Annotated in this window: 20 protein-coding genes and 1 other RNA gene; 17 read left to right on the forward strand and 4 right to left on the reverse strand. The window is 72.3% G+C overall.

The window, feature by feature from the left end:
• The first annotated feature begins 241 nt into the window (after nt 1–241).
• From ribH to thiL, 3 genes are all read left to right on the forward strand, one after another.
• The gene (gene ribH / locus QFW80_RS12250) at nt 242–709 is read left to right on the forward strand and encodes a 6,7-dimethyl-8-ribityllumazine synthase (protein ID WP_280602264.1); all 468 of its coding nucleotides are present in this window, start codon (nt 242–244) and stop codon (nt 707–709) included.
• Complete coding sequence (gene nusB, locus QFW80_RS12255) at nt 706–1,167, forward strand: transcription antitermination factor NusB (RefSeq protein WP_280602265.1); 462 nt, start codon at nt 706–708, stop codon at nt 1,165–1,167. The genes ribH and nusB overlap by 4 nt, the downstream gene beginning before the upstream one ends.
• A gap of 88 nt (nt 1,168–1,255) precedes the next feature.
• Nucleotides 1,256–2,197: a thiamine-phosphate kinase gene (gene thiL, locus QFW80_RS12260; protein ID WP_280602266.1), complete on the forward strand. Its 942-nt coding sequence runs from the start codon at nt 1,256–1,258 to the stop codon at nt 2,195–2,197.
• A 322-nt stretch (nt 2,198–2,519) separates the two neighbouring features.
• Here thiL and QFW80_RS12265 read toward each other — a convergent pair whose 3' ends face one another.
• Genes QFW80_RS12265 through QFW80_RS12275 form a run of 3 tightly spaced genes read right to left on the reverse strand, consistent with a single transcriptional unit; the run spans nt 2,520 to nt 5,268 of the window.
• Entirely contained in the window at nt 2,520–3,710 is a 1,191-nt protein-coding gene (locus QFW80_RS12265; RefSeq protein WP_280602267.1) for a MalY/PatB family protein, read from the reverse strand.
• Nucleotides 3,711–3,731: 21 nt separating this feature from the next.
• Complete coding sequence (locus QFW80_RS12270; RefSeq protein ID WP_280602268.1) at nt 3,732–4,094, reverse strand: YraN family protein; 363 nt, start codon at nt 4,092–4,094, stop codon at nt 3,732–3,734.
• Nucleotide 4,095: 1 nt separating this feature from the next.
• Complete coding sequence (locus QFW80_RS12275; protein WP_280602269.1) at nt 4,096–5,268, reverse strand: penicillin-binding protein activator; 1,173 nt, start codon at nt 5,266–5,268, stop codon at nt 4,096–4,098.
• 65 nt (nt 5,269–5,333) lie between these two features.
• Here QFW80_RS12275 and rsmI point away from each other — a divergent pair, with 65 nt between their 5' ends.
• Both rsmI and rnpB read left to right on the forward strand, forming a co-directional pair.
• A complete protein-coding gene (gene rsmI, locus QFW80_RS12280; RefSeq protein ID WP_280602270.1) occupies nt 5,334–6,179 on the forward strand; it encodes a 16S rRNA (cytidine(1402)-2'-O)-methyltransferase in 846 nt (281 codons plus the stop codon).
• 87 nt (nt 6,180–6,266) lie between these two features.
• Nucleotides 6,267–6,636: RNase P RNA component class A (rnpB, locus tag QFW80_RS12285), an RNA gene on the forward strand.
• A gap of 149 nt (nt 6,637–6,785) precedes the next feature.
• Here the strand turns inward: rnpB and QFW80_RS12290 are convergent.
• The gene (locus QFW80_RS12290; protein ID WP_280602271.1) at nt 6,786–7,601 is read right to left on the reverse strand and encodes a metalloregulator ArsR/SmtB family transcription factor; all 816 of its coding nucleotides are present in this window, start codon (nt 7,599–7,601) and stop codon (nt 6,786–6,788) included.
• A 345-nt stretch (nt 7,602–7,946) separates the two neighbouring features.
• Between QFW80_RS12290 and mraZ the strand changes: the two genes are divergently transcribed.
• From mraZ to ftsA, 12 genes are read left to right on the forward strand one after another with little or no spacing between them, the layout of a single operon-like run.
• A complete protein-coding gene (gene mraZ / locus QFW80_RS12295) occupies nt 7,947–8,393 on the forward strand; it encodes a division/cell wall cluster transcriptional repressor MraZ (protein WP_280602272.1) in 447 nt (148 codons plus the stop codon).
• Nucleotides 8,390–9,346 (forward strand): 16S rRNA (cytosine(1402)-N(4))-methyltransferase RsmH, encoded by a 957-nt coding sequence (rsmH, locus tag QFW80_RS12300; protein WP_280602273.1) that lies wholly within the window; start codon nt 8,390–8,392, stop codon nt 9,344–9,346. Before mraZ ends, rsmH begins: the two co-directional genes overlap by 4 nt.
• Complete coding sequence (gene ftsL, locus QFW80_RS12305; protein WP_280602274.1) at nt 9,343–9,606, forward strand: cell division protein FtsL; 264 nt, start codon at nt 9,343–9,345, stop codon at nt 9,604–9,606. The genes rsmH and ftsL overlap by 4 nt, the downstream gene beginning before the upstream one ends.
• A complete protein-coding gene (locus QFW80_RS12310; RefSeq protein ID WP_280602275.1) occupies nt 9,603–11,432 on the forward strand; it encodes a peptidoglycan D,D-transpeptidase FtsI family protein in 1,830 nt (609 codons plus the stop codon). The genes ftsL and QFW80_RS12310 overlap by 4 nt, the downstream gene beginning before the upstream one ends.
• 8 nt (nt 11,433–11,440) lie before the next feature.
• A complete protein-coding gene (locus QFW80_RS12315; RefSeq protein WP_280602276.1) occupies nt 11,441–12,922 on the forward strand; it encodes a UDP-N-acetylmuramoyl-L-alanyl-D-glutamate--2,6-diaminopimelate ligase in 1,482 nt (493 codons plus the stop codon).
• A complete protein-coding gene (locus tag QFW80_RS12320) occupies nt 12,919–14,307 on the forward strand; it encodes a UDP-N-acetylmuramoyl-tripeptide--D-alanyl-D-alanine ligase (protein WP_280602277.1) in 1,389 nt (462 codons plus the stop codon). Before QFW80_RS12315 ends, QFW80_RS12320 begins: the two co-directional genes overlap by 4 nt.
• Nucleotides 14,297–15,382 (forward strand): phospho-N-acetylmuramoyl-pentapeptide-transferase, encoded by a 1,086-nt coding sequence (gene mraY, locus QFW80_RS12325; RefSeq protein ID WP_280602278.1) that lies wholly within the window; start codon nt 14,297–14,299, stop codon nt 15,380–15,382. The genes QFW80_RS12320 and mraY overlap by 11 nt, the downstream gene beginning before the upstream one ends.
• A complete protein-coding gene (gene ftsW, locus QFW80_RS12330; RefSeq protein ID WP_280602279.1) occupies nt 15,382–16,722 on the forward strand; it encodes a putative lipid II flippase FtsW in 1,341 nt (446 codons plus the stop codon). Before mraY ends, ftsW begins: the two co-directional genes overlap by 1 nt.
• Nucleotides 16,719–18,167, forward strand: a complete 1,449-nt coding sequence (gene murC, locus QFW80_RS12335) for a UDP-N-acetylmuramate--L-alanine ligase (protein ID WP_280602280.1) — start codon at nt 16,719–16,721, stop codon at nt 18,165–18,167. The genes ftsW and murC overlap by 4 nt, the downstream gene beginning before the upstream one ends.
• Nucleotides 18,164–19,141, forward strand: coding sequence for a D-alanine--D-alanine ligase (locus tag QFW80_RS12340; RefSeq protein WP_280602281.1), 978 nt, complete (start codon nt 18,164–18,166; stop codon nt 19,139–19,141). Before murC ends, QFW80_RS12340 begins: the two co-directional genes overlap by 4 nt.
• Nucleotides 19,138–19,992, forward strand: coding sequence for a cell division protein FtsQ/DivIB (locus QFW80_RS12345; RefSeq protein WP_425603571.1), 855 nt, complete (start codon nt 19,138–19,140; stop codon nt 19,990–19,992). Before QFW80_RS12340 ends, QFW80_RS12345 begins: the two co-directional genes overlap by 4 nt.
• Complete coding sequence (ftsA, locus tag QFW80_RS12350; protein WP_280602282.1) at nt 19,989–21,224, forward strand: cell division protein FtsA; 1,236 nt, start codon at nt 19,989–19,991, stop codon at nt 21,222–21,224. The genes QFW80_RS12345 and ftsA overlap by 4 nt, the downstream gene beginning before the upstream one ends.
• Nucleotides 21,225–21,241: the final 17 nt, after the last annotated feature.

Raw genomic sequence — 21,241 nt, forward strand, 5'->3', positions numbered from 1 at the left:
CGGGCGACATGCCGGCGTTGGCCTTGCGTCGAGCTGCGCGGGCACCCGGGATGCCCGCGCGGATCGTCGGCGCGCGACGCCCGCCGGTGCCGGCAGCGCCGCGGCATGAATCCCGCCAGCGTAGAACGGCGCCGGCCGCAGGGTGCCGGGCCGGACGCGCGGGCGCCTTGCGCCGCCGGCGGGCGAGCCTCGCGCGCGCCGCGGTAGAATTCCACCCTCCCTCCAGAGTCCTTCCCCCGGCATGAGCCACTACGAAGGCGACCTGCGCGCCACCGAAGGCGCGCGTTTCGCGATCATCGCCAGCCGCTGGAATCCGCGCATCACCGACGCGCTGGTCGCCGGCGCGCGCAAGGCCTTCGCCGACCACGGCGTGGCCGAGGACGCGATCGACGTGGTCCGCGTGCCCGGCGCCTGGGAACTGCCGCTGGCGGCGCGTCGCCTGGCCGAGCGTGGCGCGCACCGCGCGATCGTGGCCCTGGGCTGCGTGGTGCGCGGCGACACGCGCCATTTCGAACAGGTGGCCGATGGCTGCAGCGAAGGCCTGATGCGGGTCGCGCTGGACCACGGCGTGCCGGTGGCCAACGGCGTACTCGCGGTCGACCTGCACGAGGACGCCGAGCGCCGCGCAGGCGGCAGCCATGGCAACAAGGGCGAGGAGTGCGCGCTGGTCGCGATCGAGATGGCGCACCTGCTGGAGACCCTGCCGTGACCCGCGCGCCGCGTCGCGACGGCGTCGATCCGGTCGCGCGCACGCGTTCGCGCCGGCGCGCGCTGCAGGCGGTGTACGCGATGCAGCTCTCGGGGGTGGACGCGAGCAACGCGATCGCGCAGTTCGCCCACGAGCAGGCGCACGAGGTCGCGGACCTGGCCTATTTCGAGGACCTGGTGCGAGGCGTGGGCAGCCACCGCAAGGCGTTGGATGCCGCCCTGCAGCCGTTCCTCGACCGGCCGGTGGACGAGGTCGATCCGATCGAGCGCGCGATGCTGCGCATCGCCGCCTACGAACTGCAGCACCGGCCCGACGTGCCGTACCGGGTGGTCATCGACGAGGCGCTGAAGACGGTCAAGCGTTTCGGTTCCGAGCACGGCCACACCTACGTCAACGGCGTGCTGGACCACGCCGCCGCGCAATGGCGCGCGCCGGAAGTGCAGGCCGCGCGCTCCTGACGCCGACGCCCCGGCGGGCGGCGGACCCGCGACCGCGCGGCGGCGGGACGATGCGCCGGCGGCGTCGACCCTCCCGAGGAATGCGCGCATGGAATTCGACCTGATCGCCCGCATCCGCGACCGCGCGCCCTCGCGCGACGACGTGGTCCTGGGCATCGGAGACGATGCCGCGCTGCTGCAGGTGCCGCCCGATCGCCAGCTGGTGGTGGCGATGGACACGCTCAACGCGGGCGTGCATTTCCCGCCGGACACGGCGCCGGCGGACATCGGCTGGAAGGCCCTGGCGGTGAACCTGTCCGACCTCGCGGCGATGGGCGCGGAGCCGGCGTGGTGCACGCTGTCGCTCTCGCTGCCTTCGGGCCAGGCCGCATTCGTCGACGGCTTTCTCGACGGATTCCTCGGGCTCGCCGCGCGCCACCGGGTGGCGCTGGTGGGCGGCGACACCACGCGCGGTCCGCTGTCGGTCTGCGTGACCGCGCACGGGCTGGTCGCACCCGGCCGTGCGCTGCGCCGGGCGGGCGCGGCGCCGGGCGATGACGTGTGGGTCACGGGCACGCCGGGCGATGCCGCCGCCGCACTGGCCGCGCTGCAGGCCGGCGCGGCGGTCGATCGCGCACTGCGGGTGCGGCTCGACCGTCCGGAGCCGCGGCTCGCCGCCGGCCGCGCGCTGGCCGGCCTGGCCAGCGCCTGCATCGACGTGTCCGACGGGCTGCTCGCCGACCTCGGCCACATCTGCGCCGCCAGTGGCGTCGGCGCGTGCATCGAGCTGGACCGCCTGCCCGCTTCCCCCGCGTTGTCGCGCTTCAAGCCGGAGCTGCGCTGGCCGTGGCAGGCGACCGGCGGCGACGACTACGAACTGTGCTTCACCGCGCCGCCCGCGCATCGCGATGCGGTCGCCGCCGCGCTCGCCGCCACCGGGGACGCGACCGCCACCCGCATCGGTACTATCGACAGCTCGGGCGAGGTGCGCGCCCGGCGCCCGGACGGCACGTCCTGGGCGCCTGCGATGCAGGGCTTCAGGCACTTCTGATCCAACGATTCTCGTAGCCCGGATAAGCGCAGCGCATCCGGGGTCGCTGGTACACGAGGCCTGTATCGCACCCGAATCCTTAGCCTACCCGGATGCGTTGCGCTTATCCGGGCTACGCGTGTGTCGCGTCGGCTGGAGCGACAGGTGTGCGCGCGAGGATGAACCGACGACGCAAGTCGAGTCCCGGTTCCAAGCGCGCAAGCGCAATCGCCATCCCGCGCCGTGGGTCCCGAGCCCGGATAAGCGGAGCGCATCCGGGGTCGCTCCGGTACAGGACGCCTGCATCGCACTGCAATCATTCGTCTACCCGGATGCGCTGCGCTTACCCGGGCGACGCGTTGCGCAGGTCGTCCAGCGCGTGCGCCATCCGCGCGAGCGTTTCGCGCAGCAGCGGACGCGGCATGGCGAAGTTCAGGCGCACGAAGCCGGCGCCCGCGGCGCCGCAGTCGAGTCCATCAGTGAGCGCGACGCGCGCGTGGCGGCGGAAGTACGCACCCGCGCTGGTGTCGGACGGCAGCGTCAGGTCGCGGCAGTCGATCCACGCCAGGTAGGTGCCCTGCGGCGGGGCGAACACCGCGTCGGGTCGGTGCCGGGCCATCCACTCCGCCACCAGCGCGCGGTTGCCGTCGAGGTACTCCAGCACCCGGTCCAGCCAGTCGCCGCCGTCGCGCCAGGCGGCGAGCGTGGCGATCATCCCCAGGCCCGACACGCCGTGTCCCGCGACCAGCGCCATGTCGCGCCAGCGCGGCAGGTCGTCGGCGGCGAACACCAGCTGCGCGCACTTCAGGCCGGCGAGGTTCCAGCCCTTGGAGGCCGATACCGCGACCACCGCGTGCCGCCCGGCGGCCTCGGACACGCTGGCGTAGGGCACGTGGCGCGCGCCGGCGTACACCAGCGGCGCGTGGATCTCGTCGGAGAACACGCGCGCACCATGGCGTTCGACCACCGCCGACAGCGCCTGCAGCTCGTCGTACCCGAACACGCGCCCGAGCGGGTTGTGCGGGTTGCACAGCAGCACCAGCCGCGCACCGCTTCCGAGCGCGGCGTCGATGCCGTCCAGATCCATCTCCCAGCGCCCGTCGCGCCAGGCATGCGGCACGTCGATGACGGGGTGCCCGTGCAATTCCAGCAGCGGGCGGAACGGCATGTACGCGGGCGTCGGCAGCACCACCGGCGCGCCTGCGGGCAGGAAGTGTTCGAGCACGATCTCCAGCCCGCCGAGCACGTCGCCGACGGCGTGGATGCGCGAAGGCTCCACGGCCCAGCCGTAGCGCGACTGCTGCCAGTCGGCGCAGGCGCGCGCGAGTTCGCGCGTGAGCGCCGGCGTGGGATAGCCGCTGCGCCCGCGCGACACCGCATCGTGCAGGGCAGCCGCCACCGGTTCGGCGAGGCCGAAGTCCATCTCGGCGACGAAGGCGCCGATGCAGTCGGGGAACGCGCTCCATTTCAGGCCGCCGACCCCGCGCAGGCCGGCTTCGTCGATGCGGTCGTAGTCGTGTTCTGGCGTGGACATGGGCGGGGCAGGGACGTTCATTCAGCAGTCGTCGGCGCGGAAGGCGTCGCGCAGCCAGCGCAGGGTGGGCGCGGCGGGATCGCCGCTGGCGTCGACCACGTCGAACCGGCACGGCGCATCGCGATGGGCGCGGTGGGTGGCGAGGAACTGCCGCGCCGCCAGCACCAGGCGACGACGCTTGCGCGCGTCGATCGACGCCGCGCCGTCGCCGAAACGCGAACTGCCGCGGAAGCGGACCTCCACGAAGACAACGGTCTCGCCGTCGAGCATCACCAGGTCGAGTTCACCGACGCGCGCATTCGCATTCCGGGCCACCGGGCGCAGGCCGGCGCGGCGCAGGTGCTCGCAGGCCGCGGCTTCGACCTCCGCGCCGCGCGCCCGCACCTCAGCCGCCGGTGCCGGGACCGGACAGCGGCACCACCAGGCCGTTGCTGAAGGTCGCCCACGCGGGGGTCCGCACCACGCGCCCGTCCGCACCCAGCGACAGCCGCCCCGTGGCGCCGGCGATGGCGGCATCGGGCTGCTCGGCCAGGTGCTGCAGGTACGCGCTCAGCAGCCACGCGTCGTAGCCGAACGCGAACAGGCGCGCCGCTGGTCCGCGCGCGGTCGGCAGGTCGGCGCCGAGCGAGGCCGGGGCGGGCAGGCCGGCCAGGCCGCCGGTGGTCCATGCTTCGCTGACGAAGGCGATGCCGTCCAGCGCGCGGTCCTCGGACGCGTTGCCGGTGCCCGACAGCAGCTGCGAGGTGGCCAGGCGCAGGCGGTCGCCCAGGCCGGCGATGAACAGCTGGGGGACCACCACGCGCGCCTCGCTGCCGCGCAGCGCGATCAGCACCGCGTCCACCCCGCCGTCGCGCGTCGCCGCGCCGCGCAGGGCGGCCGACTGGTCGCCGGGCGTGTCGCCGACGATGGCCAGCGTGCCCACGATTTCGCCGCCGCCTGCTTCCAGCGCGGTGCGGAACGCCTGCACGCTGCGCTGGGCGTGGTCGTCGCCATTGCTCAGCACCAGCACGCGGCGCGCGTTGCGTGCCAGCGCGTAGGTCGCGGCGGCGGTGCCTTCGTCCTCGGGTGCCAGCGAGAAATCGCCCGCGTTCTCCGGCGGCGCCACGTTGCCGCGGTTGAGCGCCAGCACCGGAACCGACTGCGGGGAGCCGAACAGCGCCGAGACCCCGTCGCGGCCGAGCGGACCGACGATCTGGTCCGCACCCTCGGCGATCGCCCGGTCGCGCGCGGCGATCGTGCCGCCCGGCGTGCCGGCGGTGTCGTAGAAGGCCAGTTCGGGCTTCTCGCGGCGTTCGCCGTAATAGCCGGCGAGCAGGCCGTCGCGCACGGGGCCTGCGGCGGTGGCGAGCTGCCCGGTCATCGGCAGCAGCACGGCCAGCTTGCGCGGCGGGCGGTAGCCGTCGCGGTCTGCAGGCGCGCGCGCGGGGTCGAAACGCCAGTGGGGGTTGACCACCGGCTCCGGCGCGGCATCGGGCTGCTGCACCGGGCCGCTGACCTGGACCGAAGCGCAGCCGGCCAGCGTGGCCAGCAGGGCCGCACACAGGATCGCTTTCGACATTTGCCGCATCGCCGGCTCCGCGGTGGAGAATGGTCGGATTCTACCGTCCCGGCCGTGGAGAGACGATGCCAGCCGCTTCACCTCCGACGCGCACCGCAGGCGTGCTGCACGTGGTCGCCACGCCGATCGGCAACCTGGGCGACCTGTCGCCACGCGCGCAGCAGGTGCTGCGCGACGTGGCCGCGGTGTGCGCCGAGGACACCCGGCACACGCGGCAGCTGTTCGCCCAGGCCGGCATCGACACGCCGCTGGTCGCGCTGCACGAGCACAACGAGGACGCGATGGCGCAGCGTCTGGTCGAACGACTGCAGGCCGGCGATTCGCTGGCGCTGGTCAGCGATGCCGGGACGCCGCTGGTGAGCGATCCGGGCTTCCGGCTGGTGCGCGCGGCGCGCGCGGCGGGCATCCGCGTCAGTCCCGTGCCAGGGCCGAGCGCCCCGGTCGCGGCCCTGAGCGTGGCCGGGCTGCCGAGCGACCGCTTCGCGTTCGAAGGCTTCCTGCCGGCGAAGGCCGCGGCCCGCCGCGAACGGCTGGCGGCGCTCGCCGGCGAACCGCGCACGCTGGTGTTCTTCGAGTCCTCGCACCGGATCGGCGAGATGCTGGCCGATGCCGAGCAGGCCTTCGGCGACGGGCGATGCGCGGTGGTGGCGCGCGAGCTGACCAAGCTGTTCGAAACCGTGCTGGACGGAACCCTCGCGGCACTGCGCGAGCGGGTCGAGGCCGATCCGGACCAGCGGCGTGGCGAGTTCGTGGTGCTGGTGGAAGGCGCGGGCGACGACGACGACGGTGCGCGGCTGGCCGAAGGACGCCGCGTCTACGCACTGCTCGCCGCGCACCTGCCCCCGTCCACGGCGGCAAGGCTGGCGGCCGAGATCACCGGCGCGCCGCGCAAGGCGCTGTACGGCGGGTAGGGGGACGCGGCACGCGCACGCCCCGACGCAGGTGGACGCCGCGGCAGTTCAGCCGCGCCCCGACCCGCGTGCGACAATGGCCGCGGCGGAGTCGGCCGGGCAGTCGCGTCATCCCTTGCGGATGCCGAGGAAAGTCCGGGCTCCACAGGGCACGGTGCCAGGTAACCCCTGGGCGGCGCGAGCCGACGGAAAGTGCAACAGAAAGATACCGCCGAACGCTCCGGCAACTCCGCAAGGAGCGGCAGGAGGCGTGGCAAGGGTGAAATGGTGCGGTAAGAGCGCACCGCGAGCCTGGCAACAGGCCGGTACGGCAAACCCCACCGGGAGCAAGACCAAATAGGGAGACGATGCCGTGGCCCGCGGTGTCTCCGGGTAGGTCGCTCGAGCGTATCGGTGACGATGCGCCTAGAGGAATGACTGTCCACGACAGAACCCGGCTTACAGGCCGGCTCCGCCACCTTATTCCGCCGCCTGCAGCGCCGCCGCGACAGCTTGCGGCGGTTGCCGGGCCGGATGCGTCGTGATGGCCGATGTGAACCGCGAGCGCCGCCCCCGACCTGTGGTCGCCCGCGACGGCGCAACTGTGTCCTGCAGGGCCTGCCTGCCTCAGGCGCGAGCGGCCGCGCCCACGTGCGCGTCCGGCGCCTTGTCCGCGACCAGGCGCAGGTCGATTCCGTGTTCGAGCCAGGCCTTGCAGGCCGCCACGACCAGGTTGAAGCCTTCGGTCGAATCGAGCGCCTGCGCCACCTTCTCGTCGTCGCTGCCCTCGAAGCCGGACGCGGTGATGGCGACGAACGTCGCGTCGTCGCCATGCGGAGTGAAGCGCCATTCCACCGGCGTTGGCCATTCGATGGCGATCCGCTCCCCCGGTTCCAGCGCGACCACCCGCACCTCGCCCGATGCGCCGTAGTCGTCCCAGTGCCAGGTCACGGTGGCGTCCGGCACCAGCGGCCCGCTGGCGCGGCTGAACCAGAACCGCGTGGTGACCGCGGGATCGACGAACGCGGCGTAGACCTCGGCCGGCGGCCGGCGGATGAGCATGGTGGCGCGCGCCACCGGGTCCTGCGTCAGTGCCATCGGAAGGTCTCCCGGGGTCCGGCACGGGGCCGGGTCTGGTGGAGCGGGGGGCGCTGGCGGCGCGCAGCCCCGCAGCCAGGCCGCGGCCCGGGCCAGGCCGCCGGCCTGCAGTGTGCAGCGATGCGTGCGTCCCTGCACCTGGCGCGCCAGCAGGCCGGCGCGTTCGAGCGCCCGCACATGCTTGGAGGCGGCCGCCAGCGAGATCTCGAACGGGGCCGCCAGCGCGCCCACGCTGTGCGGGCCGGCCGCAAGGGCACGCAGCATGGCGCGTCGGGTGGGATCGGACAGGGCGTGGAACACCCCATCCAGGGGCAGGCCGTCGGCAGGTAGCGCGGGATCGTCCATCGGATTGACTATCCACAACCCGGCGCCAACAATCAACCGACTGGTTGAACGGGGCCGTGCAGGCCCTTCGACCACGGGCTCGGGCAGGCCGGCCCGGGATCGCGAATCGGTGCCGCCAGCTCGCGAATCTCAAAATTTGAGACGAATCAGCAGCTTGTGGATAAGGCTTGAACAAGTCTGTGAACTATCGCGCAAGTCATTGAGCCGATTAATGAAATTTGCACGCCAAAGCTGTTGACATCGTTCGGGACGGGTCATAAGGTGGCGCTTCGTGGGGAAACCGGGATTTTGGTGGTTTTCCGAGACTGAAGCCCGCCGAAGACGGGCACATCCGGGCAGGCAGTGGTGTTCCAGGGCGAGACCGCCATCACGATCGACGACAAGGGCCGGCTGGCGATCCCGACCAGCTACCGGGATCTTGTCGCCGACGCGGGCGGCAACCGCCTGGTGGTCACCTACAACCCGTTCGAGTCCGGCAGCCTCTACCTCTACCCGCAGCCGGTCTGGGAGCGCGTGCGCGACCAGGTCAACGCGCTGCCGCGCACGCGCTCGGTCAACCGCCAGCTGCAGCTGAAGCTGGTCGGCGCGGCGACCTTCGTCGAGCCCGACGCGAACGGGCGCATCGGCATTCCCGCCAGCCACCGCAATGCCGTCGGCATCGAGAAGAAGGCCGTGCTGGTGGGCATGGGCGAGAAGTTCGAACTCTGGAGCGAGCAGGCGCACCTCGCGCAGATCAGGCAGACGCTGGGCGATGCCGATCTGGGCGACGACCTGGTCGAACTGCAGTTGTGACGGACGGGGGCGCGGAGGTCCGGTCCGCGCACCTTCCGGTGATGTTCGAGCAGGTCATGGAAGGGCTGCGCGTGGTCGAGGACGGAACGTATCTGGATGGCACGTTCGGGCGCGGCGGTCACGCGCGCGGCGTGCTGCAACGGTTGGGCGCAGGAGGCCGGCTGCTGCTGATGGACAAGGATCCCGAAGCGATCGCGGTGGCGGAACGCGAGTTCCGTGGCGACGCGCGCGTCGCGATCCGGCGCGGCAGCTTCGCCGGCATGGGCGGCTGGGACGCGGCTTCGGCGGGTCTCGACGGCGTGCTGCTCGACCTCGGCGTGTCCTCGCCCCAGCTCGACGTCGCCGCACGCGGCTTCAGCTTCGGCAAGGACGGCCCGCTCGACATGCGCATGGATCCCGACGCCGGCGAGAGCGCGGCGCAGTGGCTGGCGCGCGCCGACGAGCGCGAGATCGCCGACGTGCTGTGGACCTACGGCGAGGAACGCATGAGCCGCCGCATCGCGCGCGCGATCGTCGCCCGCCGCGCCACCGCGCCGCTGACGCGCACCGGCGAACTGGCCGAGCTGATCGCGTCGGTGGTGCCGCGCGGGCGCCACGACATCCATCCGGCCACGCGTTCGTTCCAGGCCATCCGCATCCACGTCAACCGCGAGCTCGAGGACCTGGAACACGGCCTGGCCGCCGCTCACGACGCGCTGCGCCCCGCCGGCCGGCTGGCGGTGATCAGCTTCCATTCGCTCGAGGACCGGATCGTCAAGCGCTTCATCGCCGCGCACGCCAAGGCCCCGCCCGGCAACCGCCGCCTGCCCGAGGCGACCGGCTTCGTGCCGACCCTGCGCGCGATCGGCGATGCCGGCAAGGCGGACGCCGACGAACTGGCCGCCAATCCGCGCGCGCGCAGCGCGGTGCTGCGCGTGGCCGAGAAGCTGCCGGCGCCGGAGGCGCGTCCATGACCCGGATCGCGGTGATCGTGCTGGTGATCGCGGCCGTGATCTCGGCGATCGCGGTGGTGCACGCGCGCCACCAGCACCGCGAGCTGTACGTGCAGCTCACGCGGCTGGAGCACGCGCGCGACGAGCTGAACATCGAGTTCGGCCGGCTGCAGCTGGAACAGGCGACGTGGTCGGAAAGCAACCGCATCGACCAGGTCGCGCGCACCCGCCTGGGCATGAAGTTCCCGGGCCCGGGCGAGATCGTGGTGGTGCGGCCATGAGGTTCGTGCGCACCGCGGGTGGATCGGCCAAGAAGCCGCGGCCGCGCGCGCAGTTCAACCTGCGCGGCCGGCTGATGCTGGTCGGCGGTGCGCTCGGCCTGTGCGCGGTGGCGCTGGTGGTGCGCGCGGTCGACCTGCAGCTGGTGGACAACGCGTTCTACCAGCGCAAGGCGGACGCGCGCTTCCTGCGCGAGGTGCCGATCCCGACCTCGCGCGGGATGATCACCGACCGCAACGGCGAGCCGCTGGCGGTGTCCTCGCCGGTGGAGTCGCTGTGGGCCAACCCGCAGGAGCTGGCCAACAATCCGGCCGCGGTCGCGCGCCTGGCCGAGGCGACCGGCCTGCCGGCCGACTACCTCGCGCGCTACGTCTCGCAGCGCAAGGACAAGGAATTCATGTACGTCCCGCGACATCGCCGGATCAATCCGGCGGTCGCGCAGAAGATCCTGGCGCTGAAGATCCCCGGCGTGTTCGCGCAGCGCGAGTTCCGCCGCTTCTACCCACAGGGCGAGGCGGTCGCGCACGTGCTCGGCTTCACCAACGTCGACGACCAGGGCCAGGAGGGCGTGGAGCTCGCGTTCGACGACTGGCTGAGCGGGACCCCGGGCGCGCAGAAGGTGATCCGCGACCGCCACGGGCGCATCGTCGAGCACGTGGACCTGCTCCGCCCCGCCGAACCGGGCAAGGACCTGGTGCTGAGCATCGACCGCCGGATCCAGTTCCTGGCCTACCGCGAGCTCAAGCGCACCCTGCTCGAGACCGGCGCGGCCAGCGGCTCGGTGGTGATCCTGGACGTGGCCACCGGCGAAGTGCTGGCGATGGCGAACCTGCCTTCGTACAACAACAACAAGGTCAGCGGCGAGAACCGCGACGCCTACCGCAACCGCGCCGTCACCGACCTGCTCGAGCCCGGTTCGACGATGAAGCCGCTCACCGTCGCGGCGGCGCTGGAAGCCGGCGTGATCACGCCGACCACCCGGTTCAACACCAGCCCGGGCTGGATCGCGAACGGCCGCTACCGCACCAGCGACTTCAAGAACTACGGCGTGCTCGACACCACCGGCATCATCACCAAGAGCTCGAACGTCGGCGTGTCGAAGATCGTGCACATGCTGCCGGACCGCGAGTTCGACGCGTTCCTGCGCCGTTTCGGTTACGGCGCGAGCACCGGCAGCGGGTTCCCGGGCGAGGCCGCCGGCATCTTCCCGACGCCCGACAGCTGGTTCGGCACCACCAAGCAGACGCTGTCGTACGGCTACGGCATCTCGGTCACGCCGCTGCAGATCGCGCGCGCCTACGCCACGCTCGGCAACGGCGGCCGCGCGGTGACGCCGACCTTCGTCAAGGGCGGCCACAGCGGCGAATCGCAGCAGGTGCTCGATCCGCGCGTCGCCGCCGAAGTGATGCGGATGATGCAGACCGTCACCGAGCCCGGCGGCACCGCCACGCGCGCGGCGATCCTGGGCTACCACGTCGCCGGCAAGACCGGGACCGCGCGCAAGTCCTCCGGCGGCGGCTATTCGCGCCGCTACATCGCCTATTTCGCCGGCTTGGTGCCGGTGGAGCGGCCGCGCTTCGCGGTCACGGTGGTGGTCAACGATCCCGATCCGTCCGCGGGCGGATCGACCTACGGCGGCGGCTACGTGTCCGCGCCGCTGTTCGCGCGGGTGATGGAAGGCGCGCTGCGGCTGATGGACGTGCCGCCGGACGACATCGAGACCTGGCTGGCCGCGCAGGCCGCCGAGGAAGCGAAGCGGGCGAAGGCGCAGGCCTCGGCCGCGCCGCGCGCCACGGTGTCCGGCGCCGCCGCGAGGGCGCTGCAGTGAGCCGCGCCATGCCGCTGACGCAGCTGCTGCCCGACGTGGCCGGCGTGCCCGAGGACGTGGTCGTGTCCGGCCTGGTGCTGGACAGCCGCGACGTGCGCGCGGGCGATGCGTTCGTGGCGATAGGCGGCTTCGGCACCCATGGCCTGCATTTCACGACGCAGGCCGCCGCCGCCGGCGCCAGCGCGATCCTGTTCGAGCCGCCGGTGCCGGCCGAGGTACCCGCGCCGCCGGCCGGCGCGATCGCGGTGCCCGGACTTCGCGCGCGCATGGGCACGATGGCCGACACGTTCCACGGCCGTCCCTCGGCGCGCATGACGACGATCGGCGTGACCGGCACCAGCGGCAAGACCTCGACCGTGCAGCTGCTGGCGCAGGCGCTGGAACTGTGCGGCGTGCGCTGCGGCACCATCGGCACGCTCGGCGCCGGGCTGTACGGGCAGGCACGCGCCACCGGCTTCACCACGCCCCTGGTGCTGCAGACCCATGCGCTGCTGGCCGAACTCGCCGACGCCGGCGCGCAGGCGGTGGCGATGGAAGTGAGTTCGCACGCCCTCGACCAGGGCCGCGTGGACCAGGTGCATTTCGCGGTCGGCGTGTTCACCAACCTCAGCCGCGACCATCTCGACTACCACGGCGACATGGAGACCTACGGCGCGGCCAAGGCGAAGCTGTTCGCCACGCCGGGCCTGCAAGCGGCGGTGGTGAACCTGGACGATGCCTATGGGCGCCGGCTGTTCGCCACCTTGCCCGCCGGGCTGCAGGCGATCGGTACGAGCGAGCGCGGCGCCGACGATGCGCAGGTGCGCGCCACCGGCGTGACCCTGGATGCGGACGGCATCGCGTTCGACCTGCACCTGGGCGGCGCCACCCACCGCGTGGCCTCGCCGCTGCTGGGCCGCTTCAACATCGACAACCTGCTGGTGGTGGCGGGCGTGCTGCACGCGCTCGGCCACGCGGCCGAGGCCATCGCCAACGTGCTCGGCCGGCTGGCGCCGATTCCCGGCCGCATGAACCGGCTCGGCGGCGGCGACCGGCCGCTGGTGGTGATCGACTACTCGCACAAGCCCGATCCGCTGGAGCAGGCGCTGCAGTCGCTGCGCGGCCACCTGCGCGGGCGCCTGGTGTGCGTGTTCGGCTGCGGCGGCGAGCGCGACACCGGCAAGCGCCCGCAGATGGCCGCGATCGCCGAACGCCTGGCCGACGAGGTGGTGGTGACCGACGACAACCCGCGCGGCGAGGACGGCGACGCGATCGTGGCCGGGATCATGGCCGGGTTCGAACAGCCCGAGCGCGTGAAGGTGCAGCGCGACCGCCGCGCAGCCATCGCCGGCGCGATCGGCCGCGCCCGCGCCGGCGACATCGTGCTGGTCGCGGGCAAGGGGCACGAGACCTACCAGGAAATCGCCGGCGTGCAGCATCCCTTCGACGACAGCGTGGTCGCGCGCGAGGCACTGCAGGCCTCTGCGGCCGGCGCCGGAGCGGCCGCATGAACCCGCTGCCGCTCTCGCGCATCGCCCAGTGGACCAACGGCCGGCTGCACGCCGTCGGCGAGGCCGGCGACCTGCTGATCGACGCGGTCGAGACCGATACCCGCACGCTCGATGCGCGCGACGGCCGCGCGGCGCTGTTCATCGCCCTCAAGGGCCCGAACTTCGACGGCCACGACCACGTTGCCGCCGCGGCCACGCAGGGCGCGCGCGCCGCGCTGGTCTCGCGCGAGGTCGACGTGCCGCTGCCGCAGGTGGTGGTCGCCGAGACCGAGCGCGCGCTGGCGTCGCTGGCGGCGGCCCTGCAGCACGCGCGCCGCGGCAAGGTGGTCGGCATCACCGGCAGCAACGGCAAGACCAGCGTCAAGCAGCTCACGCTGGCGATCGCCGCCCGCGCGATGAAGGCCTATGCCAATCCCGGCAACCGCAACAACGAGATCGGCCTGCCGCTGGCGGTGATCGACGCGCCGGACGATGCGGACGTGGCGATCTACGAGATGGGCGCCGGCAAGCACAACGACATCGCGTACCTGACCGCGATCGCGCGCCCTGACATCTCGGTGGTCAACAACATCGCGCCGGCGCACCTGGAGCGGATGCAGAGCCTGCTCGGCATCGCCGACACCAAGGCCGCGATCTACGACGCGCTGCCGCACGACGGGGTGGCGGTGATCAACGCGGACGACGCCTTCGCCCCGTACTTCGCCGAGCGCGCGCACGGCCGGCGCCTGCTGCGCTTCGGACTGGAAGCCAGCGCCGACGTGACCGCACGCGACATCCGCCTCGACGACGAAGGCTCGCGCTTCACCCTGGTCACGCCCGTCGGCAATACCGATGTCGTGCTGCCTCTGCCCGGGCGCCACAACATCGCCAATGCGCTGGCCGCGTCCGCGATCGCGCTCGCGCTGGACATTCCGCTGGCGACGATCGCCGGCGCGCTGTCGGCCGCCGAGCCGGTCAAGGGCCGCCTGGTGCGCCACCGCCTGGCCAACGGCGCGGTGCTGATCGACGACAGCTACAACGCCAACCCCGGTTCGCTCAACGCCGCGATCGACACCCTGGCCGCCACCGGCACCGAGCGCTGGCTGGTGATCGGCGACATGCGCGAACTGGGCGAGGACGCGGTCGCGCTGCACGCCGAGGCCGGCCGCCGCGCGCGCCGGGCCGGCATCGGCCGGCTGTACGCCGTCGGCCCGCTGAGCGCGGCGGCAGTCGAGGCCTTCGGCGAAGGCGCGCGCCACTTCGACGGGCACGAAGCGCTGGTCGACGCGCTGCGCGTCGACCTGCATGCGGGCGTGCGCCTGCTGGTCAAGGGCTCGCGCGGCAGCGCGATGGATCGCGTGGTCGCCGCGCTGCTGCCGGAACAGGGGACACCGGATGCTGCTTGAACTCACCCGCTGGCTGCAGCAGCTCGAAGGCCTGTTCGGGCTGTTCGGCTACCTCACCTTCCGGGGCATCCTCGCCGCGCTGACGGCGCTGCTGCTGTCGCTGTGGTGGGGCCCGGCGGTGATCCGCAGGCTCGCCCAGTACAAGGGCGGCCAGCCCATCCGGCAGGACGGGCCGCAGTCGCACTTCTCCAAGGCCGGTACGCCGACGATGGGCGGCGCGCTGATCCTGTTCACGATCACCGCTTCGGTGCTGCTGTGGGGCGACCTGCGCAACAAGTACGTGTGGGTGGTGCTGCTGGTGATGCTCGCCTTCGGCGCGATCGGCTGGTACGACGACTGGATCAAGATCGTCAAGCGCGATCCCAACGGCCTGAAGTCGCGCTGGAAATACCTGCTGCAGTCGATCTTCGGCCTGGCCGCCGGGCTGTACCTGTACCTGTATGCCGACGTGCCGGCGGCGACCACGTTCTACGTGCCGCTGTTCAAGTCGGTGGCGCTGCCGCTGGCCGGGATCGGCTTCGTGGCGATCGCCTATTTCTGGATCGTCGGCTTCTCCAACGCGGTCAACCTCACCGACGGCCTCGACGGCCTGGCGATCATGCCCACGGTGCTGGTGGCCGGCGGCATCGCCGTGTTCGCCTACGCCTCGGGCCATGCCGAGTTCTCGCGCTACCTGCAGATCCCGCCCGTGCCGGGCGCGGGCGAGCTGATCATCATCTGCGCGGCCATCGCCGGCGCGGGCCTGGGCTTTCTGTGGTTCAACACCTATCCGGCGATGGTGTTCATGGGCGACATCGGCGCGCTGGCGCTGGGCGCGGTGCTCGGCACCATGGCCGTGATCGTCCGCCAGGAGCTGGTGCTGGTGATCATGGGCGGCATCTTCGTTATCGAAACGCTGTCGGTGATGATCCAGGTCGCCAGCTTCAAGCTGACCGGCAGGCGCGTGTTCCGGATGGCGCCCATCCACCACCACTTCGAACTCAAGGGCTGGCCCGAGCCCCGCGTGATCGTGCGCTTCTGGATCATCTCGGTGATCCTGGTGCTGGTCGGGCTGGCCACGCTGAAGGTGCGCTGATGGCCGTGACCGCCGACTATCGCGCGTTCGAAGGTGGCCGCCAGGCGACGCGGCTGGATGCGATCGACGGCCGCTACGACGGCTGGCTGGTCGCGATCGCGCTGGCCATTGCCGCGTTCGGCGTGGTGATGGTGGCATCGAGTTCGATCGCCGTGGCCGAGAACCTCGGCCAGGGCCCGTTCTACTTCCTCGTCCGCCACGTGGTGTTCCTGGGCGTGGGCATCGGCCTGTGCGCGCTGGTGATGCGCACCGATCTGAAGCTGGTGGAGAAGTACCCGCAGGCGCTGCTCGGCGCGTGCGTGCTGATGCTGCTGATGGTGTTCGTGCCGGGGCTGGGGCACACGGTCAACGGCGCCCGGCGCTGGGTGAACCTCGGCGTGTCGAACTTCCAGATGGTCGAGGCGGTGAAGATCCTCTACCTGGTGTGGCTGGCGAGCTACCTGGTGCGCTTCCGCGACGACGTCAACGCCACCTGGGGCGCGATGCTCAAGCCGATCGGCGTGGCGACGCTGCTGGTGATCCTGCTGCTGGCGCAGCCCGACTTCGGCTCGGCGACGATGCTGCTCGCGGTCACCGCCGGCATGCTGGTGCTCGGCGGCGGGCACCTGAAGCGGATGATGCTGCCGGTGCTGCTGCTGCTGCCGGCGCTGGTCGCGGTGGCGGTGATCGAGCCCTACCGCCTGCGCCGCATCACCTCGTTCTGGAACCCCTGGGAAGACCAGCTCGGCGCCGGTTACCAGCTGAGCAACGCGCTGATGGCGATCGGTCGCGGCGAGCTCACCGGCGTCGGCCTGGGCGGGTCGATCCAGAAGCTGTCCTATCTGCCCGAGGCGCACACCGACTTCATCTTCTCGGTGATCGGCGAGGAGCTGGGCTTCGTCGGCCTGGTGGCCGTGGTGGCGCTGTTCGCCGCGCTGGTCGGCCGCGCGCTGTGGATCGGATACCGCTGCGTGGAGATGCGGCGCCACTTCGCCGGCTACGTCGCCTTCGGCGTGGCGCTGATGATCGGCCTGCAGAGCCTGGTCTCGATGGGCGTCAACCTCGGCCTGCTGCCGACCAAGGGCCTGACCCTGCCGCTGATCTCGTCGGGCGGCTCGAGCGTGATGATGACCTGCGTGGCGATCGGCCTGCTGCTGCGGGTGTCGTTCGAACTCGACCGCGCGCAGCGCCAGGTCGCGCGCCTGCGCGGCGAGGGTGCGCGTCCGGGCCCCGGCGAGTCCTCGCCCGCGCCGCCGCCGACCACCCAGCCGCCGCCGGCCGCGGTCGCCGGTGCGCTCGGCACCAGCCGCCTGCGGCCGCGGATCGAACCCACGCTCGGCAGCTTCGGGAGGAATGCATGATCCGGCGCCTGCTCGCCGCGCGCGAGATCACCAAGGAGGGCATCGCCCGGTCGTTTTCGCGCGTGCATTTCGTCGGCATCGGCGGCGCCGGCATGAGCGGCATCGCCGAGGTGCTGTGCACGCTGGGCTACAAGGTGTCCGGCTCGGACACCGCCGACAGCGCGACCACGCGCCGGCTGGCCGGGCTCGGCGCCACCGTGCACCGCGGGCACTCGGCGGCCAACGTGCTGGGCACCGACTGCGTGGTGGTCTCCAGCGCGATCCGGCCCGACAACCCCGAGCTGATGGAAGCGCGCTCGCAGCGCATCCCGGTCGTGCCGCGCGCGGAGATGCTGGCCGAGCTGATGCGTTTCCGTCGCGGCATCGCGGTCGCCGGGACCCATGGCAAGACCACCACCACCTCGCTGACCGCGAGCGTGCTGGGCGAGGGCGGACTGGATCCGACCTTCGTCATCGGCGGCCAGCTGCTGGCCGCGGGCGCCAATGCGCGCCTGGGCAGCGGCGATTGGCTGGTGGCGGAAGCCGACGAGAGCGACGGCAGCTTCCTGCGGCTGAATCCGCTGATCGCGGTGGTCACCAACATCGATGCCGACCACCTGGAGAACTACGGCGGCGACTTCGCCCGGGTCCAGGCCGCGTTCTCCGAATTCCTGCACCGGCTGCCGTTCTATGGCCTGGCCGTGCTGTGCATCGACGATCCGGAAGTGGCGACGCTGGCGCAGGACATGCCGCGGCACGCGATGACCTACGGCCTGCGCGAGAGCGCCGACGTGCGCGCCGAAGACGTCGCCCAGCACGGCGCGGCGATGCGCTTCACCCTGTGCCTCCCCGACGGCTCGCGCACGCCGGTGACGCTGGCGCTTCCCGGCCGCCACAACGTGCTCAACGCGCTCGCGGCGGCCGCCATCGGCTGGCAGCTGGGCGTCGAACCGGCCGCCATCGCCGCGGCGCTGGAGAAGTTCCAGGGCATCGGCCGCCGCTTCAACCTGCTGGCCTCGCTGCGCACCGCGCAGGGGGCGCAGGTGCAGCTGGTGGACGATTACGGCCACCACCCGAAGGAGCTCGCGGCGGTGTTCGACGCCGCGCGTGGCGGCTGGCCGGACCGGCGCCTGGTGGTCGCGTTCCAGCCGCACCGCTACTCGCGCACGCGCGACCAGTTCGACGATTTCGCCGCTGTTCTCTCGGACGTCGACGCGCTGATACTGACCGAGGTGTACCCGGCCGGCGAGGCGCCGATCGCCGGCGCCGACGCCAAGGCCCTGGCGCGCGCGATCCGTGCCCGCGGCCGCATCGATCCGGTGGTGGTCGGCAGCGCGCAGGAACTGCGCGAGGTGCTGCCCGACGTGCTGCAGGACGGCGACCTGCTGTTGATGATGGGCGCCGGCGACATCGGCCACGCCGCGCAGCAGCTGGCGCGCGACGGCTTCCCGGAGGGCGCGCGATGACCGCCGCCGTGCCCGCCCTGCGCATCACCGACCCGGCCGCGTTCGGGCGCGTCGCCGTGCTGATGGGCGGCACCAGCGCCGAACGCGAGGTGTCGCTGCAGTCGGGGCAGGGCGTGCTCGACGCGCTGCGCGCGCGCGGCGTGGACGCGCAGCCGGTCGACGGCATTCCCGCGCTGGTCGACGCCATCCGCGCCGGTCGCATCGACCGCGTCTTCAACATCCTCCACGGCAACCGGGGCGGCGGCGAGGACGGCGTGGTGCAGGGCCTGCTCGAGGCGCTCGGCGTGCCGTACACCGGCCCCGGCGTGCTCGGCAGCGCGCTGACCATGGACAAGGTGCGGACCAAGCAGGTGTGGATGGCCGAAGGCCTGCCGACGCCGCGCTTCGTGCGCGTCCCGCCGGGCGGCGACCTGCGCGCGGCGGTGCGCGAGCTCGGCTTCCCGGTGTTCGTGAAGCCCTCGTGCGAAGGTTCCAGCGTGGGCGTGTTCCGGATCCTCGCCGAGGACGACCTGGCGCCCGCACTTGAATTCGCCGCCGGCTACGCGGGCGAACTGCTCGCCGAACAGATGGTGCAGGGCGACGAATACACGGTCGCCATTCTCGGCGAGCTCGCGCTGCCCTCGATCCGCATCGTGCCCGCCGGCGCGTGGTACGACTACCACGCCAAGTACATCGCCGACGACACGCAGTACATCTGCCCCGGGCTGGAAGGCACGGAGGAAGAGGGCGCACGCGCGCTGGCGCTGCGCGCCTTCGCCGCCGCCGGCTGCAGCGGCTGGGGCCGGGTCGACCTGATGCGCGACCGCACGCGCGGCCTGCAGCTGATCGAGGTCAACACCGCGCCGGGCATGACCAGCCATTCGCTGGTGCCCAAGGCGGCCGCGCAGATGGGCATCGACTACGCCGAACTGTGCTGGCGCGTGCTCGAGCAGACCATGGCCACCGGCGTCGCATCGGCCGGAGGCGCCGCATGATCCGCCGCACGCTCCAGGTGGTGACCTGGGCCATGGCGATCGCGCTGGTCGCGCTGCCGGTGGTGGCGCTGGTCAACGGCTGGATCGGCGCCGAGCGCTGGCCGCTGCGCACCCTGCGCGTGACCGAAGGCCTGGAGCGCGTCGATCCGGCGCGGCTGCGCGAAGTGCTGCTGCCGCACGCCTCGGCCGGCTTCTTCGCCGTGCGGCTCGACCAGGCGCAGACCGCCGTCGCGCGCCTGCCCTGGGTGGAGCACGCCGAGGTGCGCAAGCTGTGGCCGGACGTGCTGGAGGTGCGCATCGTCGAGCATCGCCCGTTCGCGCGCTGGGGCAGCGACCGCCTGCTGTCCGAGCAGGGCCGCCTGTTCCCGGTCGAGGGGATCGAAGTCCCGGCCGGCCTGCCGGAACTGCAGGGCCCCGACGCCCGCGTGCCGGACGTGGTGGCGCTGTACAACGAAGCGCGCGAGCTGTTCGTCCCCGGCGGGTTCGCCATCGCGAAGCTCGCGCTGGACCGTCGCGACAGCTGGTCGCTCGTGCTCGACAACGGCGTCGAGGTGACGGTCGGCAGCCAGGAAGCGCGGCTGCGCCTGCAGCGTTTCGCCCGCGTGCTGCCCCAGCTGCTGGCGCGCGCGCCGCAGCCCCTGCGCCGCGCCGACCTGCGCTACACCAACGGCTTCGCGCTCGAATGGGCGACGCCCGGCGCCGATGGCGATGCCTCCGGCGGGGTCGACGTGCCCGCCGCCCCCGCCGCGGCGCTCGCGCGGCTCGCGTCGTCGCCGCACGGCGAGGCGCTCGTCCCGCGCCCGAACGCGAACCCCGTCCCCCGATTCCCCGTTTCCGGCTCCAGCACATGAACCGCAAAGGCGACAAGGCCCTCATCGTCGGCCTCGACATCGGCACCTCGAAAGTGGTGGCGCTGGTCGGCGAGTACTCGCCGGGCAACCCGATCGAGGTGATCGGCATCGGCAGCCATGAATCGCGCGGACTCAAGCGCGGCGTGGTGGTCGACATCGAATCGACCGTGCAGTCGATCCAGCGTGCGGTGGAGGAGGCCGAACTGATGGCCGGCTGCGAGATCCGCAGCGTCTACGCCTCGATCTCCGGCAACCACGTGCAGTGCCGCAACTCCAACGGCATCGTGCCGATCCGCGACGGCGAGGTGACCTGGGCCGACCTCGACCGCGTGCTCGACGCGGCGAAGGCGGTCGCGATCCCGGCCGACCAGAAGATCCTGCACGCGATCCCGCGCGAGTACGTGCTCGACGACTCCCAGGAAGGCATCCGCAACCCGGTCGGCATGACCGGCGTGCGGCTGGAGGTGCAGGCGCACCTGGTGGTGTGCGCGCAGTCGGCCGCGGCCAACATCAGCAAGTGCGTGCAGCGCTGCGGGCTGTCGATCGACGACCTGGTGCTGTCGTCGCTGGCCTCCAGCACCGCGGTGCTGACCGGCGACGAGCGCGAACTGGGCGTGGTGCTCGTGGACATGGGCGCAGGCACCACGGACCTGGCGGTGTTCGTGCACGGCGCGATCTGCCACACCGCGTCGTTGCCGATCGCCGGCGACAAGGTCACCGAGGACATCGCGCACATGCTGCGCACGCCCACGCCCGAGGCCGAGCAGATCAAGGTCCGCTACGCCTGCGCGCTGGCGCAGCTGGCGACGAGCGAGGAATCGATCCAGGTGCCGAGCGTGGGCGACCGTCCGCCGCGCCGCCTGCCGCGGCAGTCGCTGGCGCAGGCGGTGCAGGCGCGCTACGAGGAGATCTTCGAGATGGTGCAGGCCGAACTGCGCCGCTCGGGCTTCGAGCAGCACGTGCGCGCGGGCATGGTGCTCACCGGCGGCGCCGCGAAGATGGAAGGCGTGGTCGAACTGGCCGAGGAAATGCTGCAGATGCCGGTGCGCGTGGGCATCCCGCAGCACGTCACCGGCCTGGGCGAAGTGGTGAACAACCCGGTCCACGCCACCGGCGTGGGCCTGCTGCTGATGGGCAGCCAGATCGAACATCCGCGACGTCCGTCCCTGCCGGCCGGCAAGGCGGGCAGCCTGCTCAAGAAGATGGGCAACTGGTTCCGGGGCGAGTTCTGATGCGCCCCCGGACCTGC

It is taken from the genome of Luteimonas rhizosphaericola (genome assembly GCF_029888045.1).
Taxonomy (GTDB): domain Bacteria; phylum Pseudomonadota; class Gammaproteobacteria; order Xanthomonadales; family Xanthomonadaceae; genus Luteimonas; species Luteimonas rhizosphaericola.